Below are 12,883 nucleotides of genomic sequence, written 5' to 3'. Positions count from 1 at the left end.
CCATGGATGATGTGAGACCGAATGTGCATCCGATCCTGCTCTCGCTAGTTACCTACCTGCCCCTTGTCGGGGTTGTGGCCATATTGCTGACCCGTGGCACGCCCCAGACGGTGGAGACCGCGGCGCGCTGGGTGGCGCTGTGGACCAGTGGCATCGTGTTCGCGCTGGCCGTGGTCATGTGGGTGGAATTCGACCCCACGCGCCCCGGCATCCAGTTCGCGCAGCAGGTGGGCTGGGCCAGCGGGGCCGGTATCTCCTACCATGCCGGGGTGGACGGTATCAGCCTCATGTTCGTGCTGCTGTCCGCCTTCCTTACCCCGCTGTCCATCATCGGGGGCTGGCGGCAGATCACCGGGCGCGTGCGCGATTACATGATTGCCATGCTTTTGCTGGAAACCACGCTGATCGGCCTGTTCTCGGCGCTCGACATGGTGCTGTTCTACGTTTTCTATGAAGCGACGCTGCTGCCCGCCAGCCTTATGGTGGGGGTATGGGGCGGCCCGAAGCGGGTATGGGCTTCATTGCAGTTCTTCCTGTTCACCTTTGGTGGCTCGCTGTTCATGCTGCTTGCCCTGCTGGCGATGTGGAACGTGACCGGCACGACCGATATCATGGCGCTGCAGCATCATGGCTTCAGCCATGCCATGCAGTGCTGGCTGCTGGCGGGCTTCATCCTGGCTTTTGGCGTCAAGCTGCCGCTGTTCCCGCTGCATGCCTGGCTGCCCGATGCCTATACCGAGGCCCCCACGACGGCTTCCGTCATGCTGTCGGGCGTGCTGTCCAAGGCGGGTGCCTACGGGCTGCTGCGTTTCGGGGTGCTCATGTTCCCCGATGCCGCGCGGCTGTTCGCCCCTGTGGTGCTGACGCTGGGCGTGATCGCGGTGATCTATGCCGCCATCATCGCCCTGGCGCAGACGGACATGAAGCGGGTGATCGCGTATTCCTCGTTCTCGCACATGGGTGTGATCGCCATTGGCCTGTTCACGATGACGCCGGAGGGGATTGATGGCGCGATTTTCCAGATGCTGTCGCATGGCATCGTGATCGCGGCGCTGTTCTTCTGTGTCTCCGCCGTGTCATGGCGGGCGGAAACGCGCGAGATCAGCGCGTTCTCCGGTGTGGCGCACAGGATGCCGGTGCTGGCCACGCTGGCCATGCTGTTCGTCATGGCCAATATCGGCCTGCCGGGCACGGGCGCGTTCGTGGGTGAGTTCCTGGTCATGGTCGGCGCGCTGCATGTCTCGTTCTGGCTGGCCTTCCTGGGGGGCACGAGCATGATCCTGGGGGCGGTGTACATGCTGGTGCTGTACCGCCGGGTGCTGTTCGGCGCTGACCGGGGCGGCGTTGTCGCCCTGCTGCGGGACCTGACGGGGCAGGAACTGGCCGTTCTGGTGCCGCTGGCCATCGTGACCGTGTGGATGGGGGTGCATCCCAACTCGTTCCTGCGGGTGTTTGACCCGGCCGTGACCGGCCTGCTGCACCCGGTCACAGCAGTTGCCACGGTGGACCCGCAGCATGTCCTGCATGTGGCGGATGCAGGCTGATAAAAGGACAGGCGTTTTTTTGAGTACCGCCTTTTTCCCAAAAGGCGGCATGCTCTGAAGCTTTTTGAAAAAAACTTCTTACATTCGCGTGTGATGAAAAAGACCCGGTCCCCTGTATCAGGGGGAGCCGGGCCTTTTTGGTTTTGGCTGTTTCAGACGTCGAGGTTATCGACCTGACGGGCATGGTCCTGAATGAAGCGGAAGCGTAGTTCCGCCTTGCGGCCCATCAGGTGTTCCACGCGCTCCAGCGTCAGTGCCCTGTCCTCGGGCGGGGTGATGACCTTGAGCAGGGTGCGGTGCCTGGGGTCCATGGTGGTCTGTTTCAGGTCGCCCGGCGGCATTTCCCCCAGTCCCTTGAAACGCGAGACCTCGACCTTGCTGTTGGGCTTGAAGTCCTTCTTCAGCTTCCGCTCACGGTCGGCATCATCCATGGCGTAGATGCTCCTGCCGCCCTGTGTCAGGCGGTACAGTGGCGGCTGGGCCAGATACAGATGGCCGCCGCGGATCAGGCCGGGCAGTTCACGGTAGAAGAACGTCATGAGCAGGGAGGCGATATGCGCGCCGTCCACGTCCGCGTCCGTCATGATGATGATGCGGCCATAGCGCAGCTTGGTCGCGTCAAAGCGCTCGCCCATGCCGCAGCCCAGTGCTTCCACCAGGTCGCGCAGTTCCTGGTTGCCACGCAGCTTCTCGGTCGAGGCACTGGCCACGTTCAGGATCTTGCCGCGCAGCGGCAGCACGGCCTGCGTCTCACGGTTGCGGGCCTGCTTTGCCGATCCACCGGCCGAATCCCCTTCCACCAGGAAAATCTCGGTCTCCGCCGCGTTCTCGCGCGTGCAGTCGGTCAGCTTGCCCGGCAGCCGCAGGCGGCGGGTCGCACTCTTGCGCGGGGTTTCCTTCTGTTCCTTGCGGCGCAGGCGTTCCTCGGCGCGTTCCACCACAAAGGCCAGCAGGTTGTCCGCCTGCGGCGGGTTGGCCGCCAGCCAGTGGTCAAAACGGTCACGGAGTGCTGTCTCGACCAGCTTGCTGGCTTCGCTGCTGGTCAGCTTTTCCTTGGTCTGGCCCTGGAACTGCGGGTCACGGATAAAGACCGACAGCTTGGCGGCGATGCAGCCCATGATGTCATCGGCATTGATACTGGCCGCGCGCTTGTTGGCACGCTGCTCACCCCAGTTGCGCAGGCCCTTGAGCAGGGCATTACGGAATCCCGTCTCATGCGTGCCGCCATTGGGGGTGGGAATGGTATTGCAGTAGGAGGCAAGGGCCGCCGTGCCCTGCTCCAGAAAGGCGATGGCCCATTCCATGCGCCCGGTATCGCTTCCGTCGGGGGCGGTTGGCAGGTCGGCGTCACCGGCCCACAGATCGGTCAGCAGGGCGGCCTTGTCCCCCAGTTCATCACGCAGGCTGTCCGCCAGCCCGCCGGGGAAGTGCAGGACCGCTTCCGCCGGGATGTCATCGCCCTTGATCAGCGACGGATCGCATGACCAGCGGATGGTAACACCCCGGAACAGGAACGCCTTGGACCGGCACAGCCGGTACAGCCGTGCGGGCGAGAAGTGCAGCCGCCCGAAAATCTCGGGGTCGGGCGTAAACCGGATCTGGGTGCCCCGGCGGTTGTTGACCGGACCGATCTTTTCAACACCGCTCAGTGGATGGCCGCGTTCATAGACCTGCCGCCACAGTTCCCGGTCACGCGCGATCTCGACTTCCATGCGTGAGGCCAGTGCATTGACCACCGACGACCCCACGCCATGCAGCCCGCCCGACGTGGCATAGGCCTTGCCCGAGAATTTGCCGCCCGCGTGCAGCGTGGTCAGGATCACTTCCAGTGCCGAACGGTCGGGAAAACGCGGATGCGGATCAACCGGAATGCCGCGCCCGTTGTCGCGTATGGTCAGGCAGTCACCAGCTTCCAGCGACACATCGATGGTGGTGGCGTGGCCGGCCACGGCCTCGTCCATGGCGTTGTCAAGGATTTCGGAAGCGAGGTGATGGTACGCCGTCTCATCCGTGCCGCCGATATACATGCCGGGGCGGCGGCGGACGGGTTCCAGCCCTTCCAGTACCTCGATGGCGCTGGCGTCATAGGTATCGGGACCGTTTTTCGCGTTGTCTGCGGGCATGGCGGGGGGGGAAACCTTGCGTCGAGTCGGTTTGCCGGGGCTGGCGGGCGCGGAAAAAAGATCGTCGTTCATGAGGCGTTCTTTGTTCTGTCAGATCACGTCCTGTCAAGCCATAAGGCCCCGCACGCCCGCGGACTATGCGCGCTGTTGCCGGTATGAAAAAGGCCGGACACGGGCCCGGCCATATTTTTCTTCATGTCGGCAGGGGCCGGTATGTCAGCTCCGTACCGTGCGGCGGCCGGTGGCATGGCCCGTGCTGCGCGCGCGGGTGGCGGCGGCCGGGCGGTTGGGGGCCGTGCAGGTCAGGTAGGACGCGGGCTGGAGGATATCCTTCGCCTGCGCGTAGTTGGACAGGTCGGCCGCCGTTTCCAGTTCCCCCACCTCATCAAACATGGACAGGCGCTGCTGGCAGAACGCGGTGCCGGACTTCAGCCCGCGCTCGGACTGCACGTTGGCCAGCTGGGTAATGTAGTCATCATGCTGGCGCTGGGCGTTGCGGCCATACGTGCTGCTGAAATAGCCGTTGAGGACATGTTCCTCGCTGGTCAGCTTGCTGCGGAATTTCATCACGAAATTATTGTACTTGTCCTGCGCGCCGCACGAGAGTGCGGTGACCATCAGCTCGCTTTTCAGGCCCTGCACGTCAAACGCCTCATGCGCGGGGGAGGGGGAGCAGGGGCCGGCGGCCCGTGCCTGCCCGCCAGTGACCAGCCCCGCCAGGGCAAGTGCAGCAGCGCCAGCGCGCCAGATCGACATCGACATCAGGACAGGTTCTCCAGACTGTTGGGGCAGTTGCAAACGGGGAGGCATGAACCCCGCGAATTCCGGTAGGAATGAAATCTGGATCAGGTCTATAGCGCAAACCTGTCCTTGCCAAAAGGGAGGGATATAACTTCACGTTCAAAAAGATGCGCCGCAACCGTGCAGTGGGATGACAGCATGCCGGCAGCCAGCTATGCCATACGGACGGGGCTTTGCCGCCTGTGTAAAATGACCGGCGGGTCTTTCCCGGCGGGGTGCGTTGTTCTACAGCGTATGCCAAAGCGGTTTGCCGCTGTGCCGATCAGACCCGTTACGGGGTGGCGCGGGTGCAACCGTCCTTATAACGGGTGATGTATCAAATACAGCGGAGCTGACGAGTGCGACTGCGACTGTCTGCAATCATGATGACGACGGGCATTCTGCTCGCCGGATGTGACAACAAACCGGGCGTGAACCTTGGCGGTATTGGTGGAACCCCCAATCCCTACAACTACATGAAGCCTTCGGGGCAGTGCCAGGTCGGTACACCTGCGGCCGCGGGCAAGGACACCAGGGCTGCCACCATGCAGGTCCGCAGCGATGACGGGTACTGCGCGATCGAGACGCGGGTCTCGGCCGGTCATCCCTATGCCTCGTTCGGCGTGTCGCCCGCCCCCGAGCATGGCAAGGTCTTCATCTATAATTACAACGATCACACTTACGTGACGTACACCCCCAACACTGCCTATTCCGGGGAAGACAAATTCCGGGTCGTGCTGATCCCCGGTGGCAGCCAGCCGCGTGAATACATGGATGTGGCCGCAACCGTCACGGCACCGGCCGTAAGCGGCGCGCAGTAAGCCCTGCCGCCCCCGTACGGGTGGGCAGGGTGGCCCGCCCGTTATGCCGGCCGGGGCCGCGCCGTCAGATCGAGAAGGTAATGGGTTCGGGCAGGGGGCGCCGCATGCCGGCATGTTCCGCGCGGCGTACCAGGTCATCCAGGCTGATCTTGTGGCATTCCGCGTCAATCATGCTGTCAAACTGCTGCCAGCACGGTTCCACCACCTTGCTGAACAGGTCGCCCACAGGCCCGTCATCCCTGTTGTCTTCCGCCGTGATGACGGACAGGATATCCGCCAGCAGGATATCGCGCCGCGGGCGGCCCAGCCGGTAGCCACCGCGCGGGCCACGCACGCTTTCCAGCAGGCCGGAGCGTGACAGGGTCTGTAGCAGCGGTTCGATGCCACGGCGCGCCAGGCCCGCGCGTTCGGCTATGTCGGCAGCGCTTATGGTGCCGTTCCGCCCTGCGTGAAAGGCAACATCAAGCATGATCAGTATGGCGATCATGGTCCTGTCACGCCGGAGCAGCATATCGTTCAGCCTCGCTGTATGATGGATGTGGAAAACAGTCTGCCCCAGTTAGCAGCAATTGACTGATTGATCCACGCTTCTGTTGGGGAGGATGGTGGATTATGTCAGTCTGTACGTGTGAATTAAGCCATCTGCATGGAACGGAGTGATACCGCATGACCAAGACCGCCCCCCAGGACCGCACTTACGGTTTTGCCGCACCGCGCGGCAGGGTGTACGATTCCATTGTCGAGACCGTGGGGGGAACGCCGCTGGTGGCGCTGCCGCATCTGACCCGTGAAGACGGGTTGCAGAGTCGCATTCTGATGAAGCTGGAGTTTTTCAATCCGCTCGCCTCGGTCAAGGACCGGATTGGCGCCGCCATGATCGAGGATGCGGAAAGCCGGGGCGAGATCCAGCCCGGCAAGACCACGCTGGTGGAGCCAACATCTGGCAATACGGGCATCTCGCTGGCCTTTGTCGCCGCCGCGCGCGGCTACCGGCTGATCGTGACCATGCCCGAAGGGGCCTCCATCGAACGGCGCAAGATGCTGCGCCTGCTGGATGCCCAGCTGGAACTGACCCCCTCGCGCCTTGGCATGGCGGGCGCGATCGCCCGGGCGGAAGAAATCCTGAAGAAAACCCCCAATGCCTGGATGCCGCGCCAGTTCGATAACCCGGCCAACCCTGACGTGCATGCCGCCACCACGGCGGAGGAGATCTGGGTCGATACGGCGGGAGAGGTCGATATTGTCGTGGCGGGACTGGGTACGGGGGGCACGGCCAGTGGCATCGCGCATGGCCTGAAGGCACGCAAGCCAGGTGTGCAGGTCTATGGCGTGGAGCCGATGGAGAGTGCCATCCTCAATGGGGATGAGCCGGGTCCGCACGGCATCCAGGGGATCGGGCCGGGCTTTTGCCCCCGCACGCTGGACCTGGCGGCGCTGGACGGGGTGCTGCCAGTATCGGAGCGCGAGGCGATCGCGGCCGCCCGCCGGTGCGCGCGGCTGGATGGCGTGCCGGTGGGCATTTCCTCCGGCGCGGCGCTGCATGCGGCCGTACAGCTTGCCGAGCGGCCGGAAAACAGGGGCAAGACCATTGTCACCATCGCCCCGTCCTTTGCCGAGCGTTATCTCTCGACATCCCTGTTCACCGGGCTGGTCTGAAAAGAGAATTTCAAAACAACTGACTGATGAAAAGGGTTTTTGGGCGCCGCCTTTTTTCAAAAAGGCGGCGCCCTTTGAAGCTTTTTGAAAAAAGCCTCGCCAAAAACTTTTCCTTAAATTGACAGGGTGTTTTGTGGGCGGCCCTCTGAACCGCGCACGGGCACCATGGCCATGAAAAAAGCGGCTGCCCAACGGGGCGCCGCTTTTTTTCATGGCCGCTGCTGGCGGGTAATCAGTGCAGGATGATCTCCACCCGGCGGTTCTGGGCTTCGCGCGTATTGGCCCCGGTCTGGACCAGCGGGTTGGCGTCCCCATAGCCATGGATGTCGATGGCGGGGCCGGGCACGCCATCACGTACCAGTTCCGCCTTGATCACCTGCGCACGCTTGAGCGAGAGCGCCTGATTGTAATGTTCCCCCTGCGGGCCGGGCCGGGCTGCCGAGTTGTCGGTATAGCCGTTGACCTCGATGCGGGTGGTCTGCGTGTTGGTCGAAGCCTGTGCGGCAACGGCCACGATGGCGCGTGCCCGGTCGGTCAGGTCGCTGCGGTCCCAGTCGAAGAATACGAGATAGGTGCGGTTTTCCGCAGGTGCCGGGGCTGCAACGGTGGCAGGCGGCGGCGGGGGGGGCGGGGCCGGATTGAACTCGTAGCGCAGGCCAAGCATCAGGGAGTGATTGAAATCGGTCCGGCTGTCACGATTGCCATTGCGGAAGCCATAATCGCTGTTCATGGCGGTCAGCGCCGTGCTGCTGCCCGATACGATGGAATGGTGCGACTGCGGGCCAAGCATGGTCCAGAACCGGTATTCCACCGTGGCCGACAGGCCGACGGCAAACGGCATGGGGAAAGACAGGCCGAAAATGCCCTGATAGGCGAAGTTGCCGTATGTGCCCCCCACATGCTGGCTGTAGCTCTGGCCATTCACGTTGCCGGTCATGGTGGTGTTCATGTTCTGCCAGCCATAGCCGATACCCGCGCCGAAATACGGGAACAGCCAGCTTTTGCCGATATCCATGTCGAACAGGGCATTGGCCATGATACCCGATTCCTGCTGCCTGCCATCGGCATGGGCGTGGTAGGCGGCGTTGCCTCCCACCGTCTTCAGGTCGTTGTTGCGGTAGAGTCCTTCCACCTCGACCCGGAAGCCATTGCCCAGGCCCCAGCCGATGCTGCCGATGCCGGTGGCGCCGGTCTTGAATTCATCCCGTGCGGAGGAGTGGCGTATGACCTGCCCCTGGTTGAAACTCGCGCCGCCTTCACCGCTGATATAAAGCCCCTGAACAGGCTGGGCGAATACCGGAGCGGAGACCAGCACGGAGCCCAGGGTAACCGCGGCAGTCAATAAAGACCCTGCAAGCAATCCGTACCGCAGTTTCATACTCTTCTTCTCCCTTCGACGGGCCTCTTCCGGCATGTCGGCCCGGTCGGGTGCACGTGCCATATTCCTTGGAATGATCAGCATCAGCATTCTTTTGCTGAAAGAAACCAGCCCTGACAATCCATTGTGGCCACCTTTATCCGCCGCGTGGGGCGGGCTGGCCAACTGTCACGTCCGGGTGTGTGCGAGATGCCACACCGTGTAACGGACCGGGTTCCTGCCTTCATCCCTGTGGAATCACGTCTTTCATATCAGCCTTGCTTCAAACGGTGGCACCAGATCCGGTGCGTCGAATTCAAGAACCCACAGATCCGGGTCCCGTTCCATCTGCCTTGTAACATAGGCATCCACACTGGCCTGATCCACAGCCGCCTCTCCTGTAGCGCGGAACCATGCCCGCCGTCCATCGGGCGTGCGTGTCTGTGCGAGCACACACATGTGTCCCCCCCGCCCCAGCAACACGATCACGACACCGCCTGCGTCCGCGTCCCCCCGGTGCAGGACCATGCCCGGATTTCCGGTTTGTCCAGCCTGGCGCAGCATTGCCTTGACCCATATGCCGGTTTTCAGGCGTGCGTCTTCCATTGTGGGAACCCTCTCCGGTAATGCAGAAAAACAGAGGGAGGCATGCAGGAATAGCAATGTTTCTCCCGTTGTTACAACTCATCCCCCGTTGGGCGGGCTGCTTTCCTCTTCGGGGATGGTGGCCAGGGCGGCGCGGTATTCAACCGGGTTGTCCAGAAGCGAATAGGCCGCATCCAGATCGCCATCCGTGCCGATGGCGGCGGGGCAGGCCTTGCGTATGGTCAGGATGCGCGACAGGTCGGCGGGGTAGCGGATCTGCCGTGCGGCGGCAATCCAGTCCCTGCTGTCCGCCGTGCCTTCGGCCAGGTCCTGCAGCTGGTGGTCAAGGGCTGCTTCACCCAGACTTGTGCAGACCTGTGGCATGACGCCCAGTCCCTGCAGCGGCCAGCCCAGCGGCGCCAGCACCCGACTCCATGTGACAAACAGCTCCGCCCCGTTGGGAAGCTGGCCTATGGTCTGCACCAGCCCCTTGCCCAGCGTGGCGCTGCCCATCACCACGCCGCGCTTCTGGTCGGCCAGGGCGGCGGCCAGGATCTCGGCGGCGCTGGCGGTCCGGCCATCGACCAGCACGATGATGGGCAGCCCGTTGGTCATGTCGCCACCCTGCACGGCCCAGACATGGTTGGCCTGCGGGTCACGCCCCTGCGTGATCGCGGCCACGCCATGGTCCAGCATGAGGGCCGATGTGGTGACCGCCTGCTGCAGCACGCCACCCCGGTTGCCACGCAGGTCGATGACCAGCCCCGACAGGCCGGGCACGTTCATGGCCTCATCCAGATACTGGCTCATCTCCTCGGCCGTGTTGGCGGAGAAGGCGGTGATGTGCAGCACCACATGCTTGCCGCTGGTATAGGCGAACACCGTCTCGGGCGGGGTGGAGGCACGGTGCAGGGTAACGGTCGTCTGCCGCCCCCTTGCTTCCACCGTTATGCGCACAAGGCTACCCACCGGGCCATTGAGCCAGGCGTTCACGGTATCAAGGCTGCGGGACTCGGTGGAGCGGCCATTGATGGCCCGTACGATCTGTCCCGCCGCCAGCGTGGTCGGCCATGCGGGACCATTGGCGTTGACCGCCGTGATCATGATCGCATGGTGGTCCACCCCCAGTGTCAGTCCCGCCGTGGCCTCGCCGCCGGTGCGGGTGCTGCGGTCCGACACGGCGGCCTGCGGCGGGATGTAGCGCGAATAGGGGTCGAGATGGTTGAACAGCTCATCAAAGAAACCCTGCAGCACCCCGTCGGCGCCGGTGCTGCGCATGGCGGCGGAATGGTGCCAGGCCACGTCCAGTATGCGGGTGATGGCGGCGCTCCAGCCCGGAACGTCGTCGGCGGCGGGTACGGGCAGGGCGAGTACCGTCTTCTGTGTCGCGGTCAGTTGCAGGAAGCCGTGCTGCTCCTCGATGCTCAGCGAGGGGTCAAGCGCGCTCAGCCCGTTCAGCCCCCACAGCGCGAAGTCATGGATCTCGTGGTTTTCCAGCGTGCGTGGCTGCAGGAAGGCCAGGCTTGCCTGCATGACGGAGGAAATGACCGCAGGGTCCATCCCCGCCCCGTCGGTCGTGTCCACGCTGTCCGCCTGCAGGGGGGGCTGTGGTGTGGGGCTGCGGGGGGCGGCGGGCACGTCATCGGCGCAGGCCGCCGTGGTCAGGCGTGCGATGACCAGCAGCAGGATGAACGTGTCCCGCGGGATGTGGCCCAGTGTCGAGATCCGGCGCCGCCATGTGGCCGCCCCCTCGCCGCCCATGCCGATGGGGCGCAGGATGATGACCGGAAACCGGCGGCGCTTCATGCCCGCCGCCCCTGCAGGCGGGGCGTGTCGGGAAGGGCCAGCAGGACTGTTCCCCGGATGGCGCATGCTTCTTCTATCCGTACGCGCAGGGCCTGACCGGGGCGGAATGCCATGGTCTTGTCGCGTGACAGCAATGTCTGCGTTTTTTCGTCATGATGCCACTGATCTTGTGGCAGGGCAGACATGGGCAGAAGGGCGGATGTGCCCGTGGCGTCCAGCACCGTGAAAATGCCGAATCGCGACAGGCTGGAGATGTGCGCCTCCATCACCGTGCCCACGCGCGCCTGCAGCCATGTGGCGGCGTAACGTTCCAGCGTCTCGCGCTCGGCCTGGGCGGCCCGGCGTTCGGTGCGGGTTATGGCCTCACCGGTTTCCTCCAGCTGCTCATGCGTGGGGCCGGGGCCGGGTTCCAGCCCGATGGCCACCAGCAGGGCGCGGTGGGTCAGCAGGTCGGCATAGCGGCGGATGGGGCTGGTGAAATGGCTGTAGGCGGGTAGCGACAGGCCGAAATGCCCGACCGGGTCGGGGCTGTATTCCGCTTGGTTCTGGGCGCGCAGGATCAGTTCGTTCACCAGTGCGGCCTGATCGGTGCCCCGGACCTGCTGCAGGACATGGTCCAGATCGGATGCGCGCAGGCTGCCTACGGGCGGAAGCTTCAGGCCCAGCGTATCGAGCGTGCGGCGCAGGCTTTCCAGCCGCTCGGGCGTGGGGGGGGCGTGGATGCGGTACAGGCAGGGCAGGTGACGCCCCTCCAGGCAGCGGGCGGCGGCGACATTGGCCGCGATCATGAACTCTTCCACCACCCGGTGGCTGTCCAGGCGGATGCGCGGCGCGATGGCGGTAATCCGGCCATGGTCATCCAGCCGCACCAGCCGTTCGGGCAGCTCAAGGTCCAGCGTGCCGCGCCGCGCGCGGGCATGCGTCAGGCAGCGCCATGCGCCGAACAGGCTGTCCAGCAGCCCTGCGGGCAGGGACTGGATGCCCGGATCGGGGGTGCCGTCACGCGCGGCCTGTACCTGCTCATAGGTCAGGCGGGCGGCGCTGCGCATGATGCCGCGCCCGAAGCGGGCATGGGCCACGCTGCCATCGGCGGCCACGTCCATGGTCACGAACAGGCAGCCCCTGTCCTCATCCGGGCGGAGCGAGCACCAGCCGTTCGACAGGTCCTCGGGCAGCATGGGAATGACCCGGTCGGGAAAATAGACCGAATTGCCGCGCAGGCGCGCCTCATTGTCCAGCGCGCTGCCGGGGCGGACGTACCACGCCACATCCGCGATGGCTACGGTAATGCGGAAACCTGTCCCGTCCGGCTCGGCATGGATGGCATCGTCAAAATCGCGGGCATCCGCGCCATCTATGGTGACAAGCGGCATGTCGCGCAGGTCGGTGCGGCCGGCAGGGGCCACGGCACGGGCGGCTTTTGCCTGTGCCAGCGCCTCGGCTGGAAAGACATGCGGAATGCCGAGCATGGCAACCGCCACCATGCTGATGGTCCGCGCGTCCCCCTGTGGCCCAAGGCGTTCGATGATCCGCGCGGGATGCAGCCCCGGCCCGGACTGGGGCAGGGGGGTGGCAATGACGATCTCGTTGTCCGGCGCGCCCCCGTCCTCGCCATGCGGGATGATCCATTGGGCCTTGGCCCTGCGGTCGGCAGGTGTCAGGCGGCCGGCGGGGCGGAAACGGGCGGGCGCGCTGGCCGCCGGGTCGTCTGCCGCCAGGGCGCGGAACAGGCCCACGACCTGCGCCGGCGCGTCGGTCAGGCGGCGCAGCGTGCGGCCTTCATATCTGCCGGGACCTGTGCGGCGCAGGCGCGCGACCACGCGTTCGCCCGGTGCCAGGGCGGTGCGGCCACGCAGTTCGGGATGCATGAACACGATGGGGGGGGCGCCTTCACCATCCCACTGCACGGGCCGGGCAATGGGGTCGCCATCCGCATCGGTGCCCGTGACCTGCACCACCATGGATTCGGGCAGCCGGTCCGACACGCGGAAGCGCCGCGCACCGGCAGGCGCCAGCGTGCCATCCAGCGCCATCTCGCGCAGCATCTGCCGCAGGGCCTGCCGGTGTTCCGGCCCAAGGCCGAATTCCCGGCTGATCTCGCGCTTGCCGATGCACCCTGTCGCATTCTCGATAAACGTGCGGAGCTGTTCACGATCGGGCAGGCCACCCGTACGGGCGTGCGGCGTGCCCGTGGGCAGGCGGTCCGGCATC

Annotated in this window: 10 protein-coding genes; 3 read left to right on the top strand and 7 right to left on the bottom strand. The window is 64.8% G+C overall.

Annotated features, from left to right (window positions below; all coding sequences use genetic code 11):
• Positions 1-2: 2 nt before the first annotated feature.
• A complete protein-coding gene (locus tag GWK63_RS12200; protein WP_007399915.1) occupies positions 3-1,544 on the top strand; it encodes an NADH-quinone oxidoreductase subunit M in 1,542 nt (513 codons plus the stop codon).
• 152 nt (positions 1,545-1,696) lie between these two features.
• Here the strand turns inward: GWK63_RS12200 and parE are convergent, their stop codons facing one another.
• Together parE and GWK63_RS12190 are read right to left on the bottom strand one after the other, a co-directional pair.
• A complete protein-coding gene (parE, locus tag GWK63_RS12195; RefSeq protein ID WP_007399916.1) occupies positions 1,697-3,739 on the bottom strand; it encodes a DNA topoisomerase IV subunit B in 2,043 nt (680 codons plus the stop codon).
• A 144-nt stretch (positions 3,740-3,883) separates the two neighbouring features.
• Positions 3,884-4,429 carry a hypothetical protein gene (locus GWK63_RS12190; RefSeq protein WP_083824494.1) on the bottom strand — a complete coding sequence of 182 codons (546 nt, stop codon included), beginning with the start codon at positions 4,427-4,429 and terminating at the stop codon, positions 3,884-3,886.
• 401 nt (positions 4,430-4,830) lie between these two features.
• Between GWK63_RS12190 and GWK63_RS12185 the strand changes: the two genes are divergently transcribed.
• Entirely contained in the window at positions 4,831-5,268 is a 438-nt protein-coding gene (locus GWK63_RS12185) for a hypothetical protein (protein ID WP_034928579.1), read from the top strand.
• Positions 5,269-5,332: 64 nt separating this feature from the next.
• On the opposite strand, the gene GWK63_RS12180 is transcribed toward GWK63_RS12185, so the two are convergent.
• Positions 5,333-5,779, bottom strand: coding sequence for an RrF2 family transcriptional regulator (locus tag GWK63_RS12180; RefSeq protein WP_007399920.1), 447 nt, complete (start codon positions 5,777-5,779; stop codon positions 5,333-5,335).
• Positions 5,780-5,934: 155 nt separating this feature from the next.
• Here GWK63_RS12180 and cysK point away from each other — a divergent pair, with 155 nt between their 5' ends.
• Positions 5,935-6,924, top strand: a complete 990-nt coding sequence (gene cysK / locus GWK63_RS12175) for a cysteine synthase A (protein WP_007399921.1) — start codon at positions 5,935-5,937, stop codon at positions 6,922-6,924.
• A 232-nt stretch (positions 6,925-7,156) separates the two neighbouring features.
• Here the strand turns inward: cysK and GWK63_RS12170 are convergent, their stop codons facing one another.
• The 4 genes from GWK63_RS12170 to GWK63_RS12155 form a co-directional block, all read right to left on the bottom strand.
• Positions 7,157-8,302, bottom strand: a complete 1,146-nt coding sequence (locus GWK63_RS12170; protein ID WP_166498147.1) for an OmpA family protein — start codon at positions 8,300-8,302, stop codon at positions 7,157-7,159.
• A 246-nt stretch (positions 8,303-8,548) separates the two neighbouring features.
• The gene (locus tag GWK63_RS12165; RefSeq protein WP_007399923.1) at positions 8,549-8,887 is read right to left on the bottom strand and encodes a DUF1491 family protein; all 339 of its coding nucleotides are present in this window, start codon (positions 8,885-8,887) and stop codon (positions 8,549-8,551) included.
• Between the two features lie 78 nt (positions 8,888-8,965).
• Positions 8,966-10,672 (bottom strand): S41 family peptidase, encoded by a 1,707-nt coding sequence (locus GWK63_RS12160; protein ID WP_007399924.1) that lies wholly within the window; start codon positions 10,670-10,672, stop codon positions 8,966-8,968.
• Complete coding sequence (locus GWK63_RS12155) at positions 10,669-12,882, bottom strand: ribonuclease R family protein (protein WP_112210098.1); 2,214 nt, start codon at positions 12,880-12,882, stop codon at positions 10,669-10,671. The genes GWK63_RS12160 and GWK63_RS12155 overlap by 4 nt, the downstream gene beginning before the upstream one ends.
• Position 12,883: the final 1 nt, after the last annotated feature.

The organism is Komagataeibacter rhaeticus (genome assembly GCF_011611525.1).
In the GTDB taxonomy this organism is placed as follows: domain Bacteria; phylum Pseudomonadota; class Alphaproteobacteria; order Acetobacterales; family Acetobacteraceae; genus Komagataeibacter; species Komagataeibacter rhaeticus.
The sequence above is the reverse complement of the archived record's forward strand: the minus strand, read 5'-3'. Positions and strand labels throughout refer to the sequence as shown.

Bases quoted from the DNA above. Each gene is read 5' to 3' on its own strand.
- GWK63_RS12200 (WP_007399915.1), top strand. From the start codon at position 3: ATGGATGATGTGAGACCGAATGTGCATCCGATCCTGCTCTCGCTAGTT.
- parE (WP_007399916.1), bottom strand. From the start codon at position 3,739: ATGAACGACGATCTTTTTTCCGCGCCCGCCAGCCCCGGCAAACCGACT.
- GWK63_RS12190 (WP_083824494.1), bottom strand. From the start codon at position 4,429: ATGTCGATGTCGATCTGGCGCGCTGGCGCTGCTGCACTTGCCCTGGCG.
- GWK63_RS12185 (WP_034928579.1), top strand. From the start codon at position 4,831: ATGATGACGACGGGCATTCTGCTCGCCGGATGTGACAACAAACCGGGC.
- GWK63_RS12180 (WP_007399920.1), bottom strand. From the start codon at position 5,779: ATGCTGCTCCGGCGTGACAGGACCATGATCGCCATACTGATCATGCTT.
- cysK (WP_007399921.1), top strand. From the start codon at position 5,935: ATGACCAAGACCGCCCCCCAGGACCGCACTTACGGTTTTGCCGCACCG.
- GWK63_RS12170 (WP_166498147.1), bottom strand. From the start codon at position 8,302: ATGAAACTGCGGTACGGATTGCTTGCAGGGTCTTTATTGACTGCCGCG.
- GWK63_RS12165 (WP_007399923.1), bottom strand. From the start codon at position 8,887: ATGGAAGACGCACGCCTGAAAACCGGCATATGGGTCAAGGCAATGCTG.
- GWK63_RS12160 (WP_007399924.1), bottom strand. From the start codon at position 10,672: ATGAAGCGCCGCCGGTTTCCGGTCATCATCCTGCGCCCCATCGGCATG.
- GWK63_RS12155 (WP_112210098.1), bottom strand. From the start codon at position 12,882: ATGCCGGACCGCCTGCCCACGGGCACGCCGCACGCCCGTACGGGTGGC.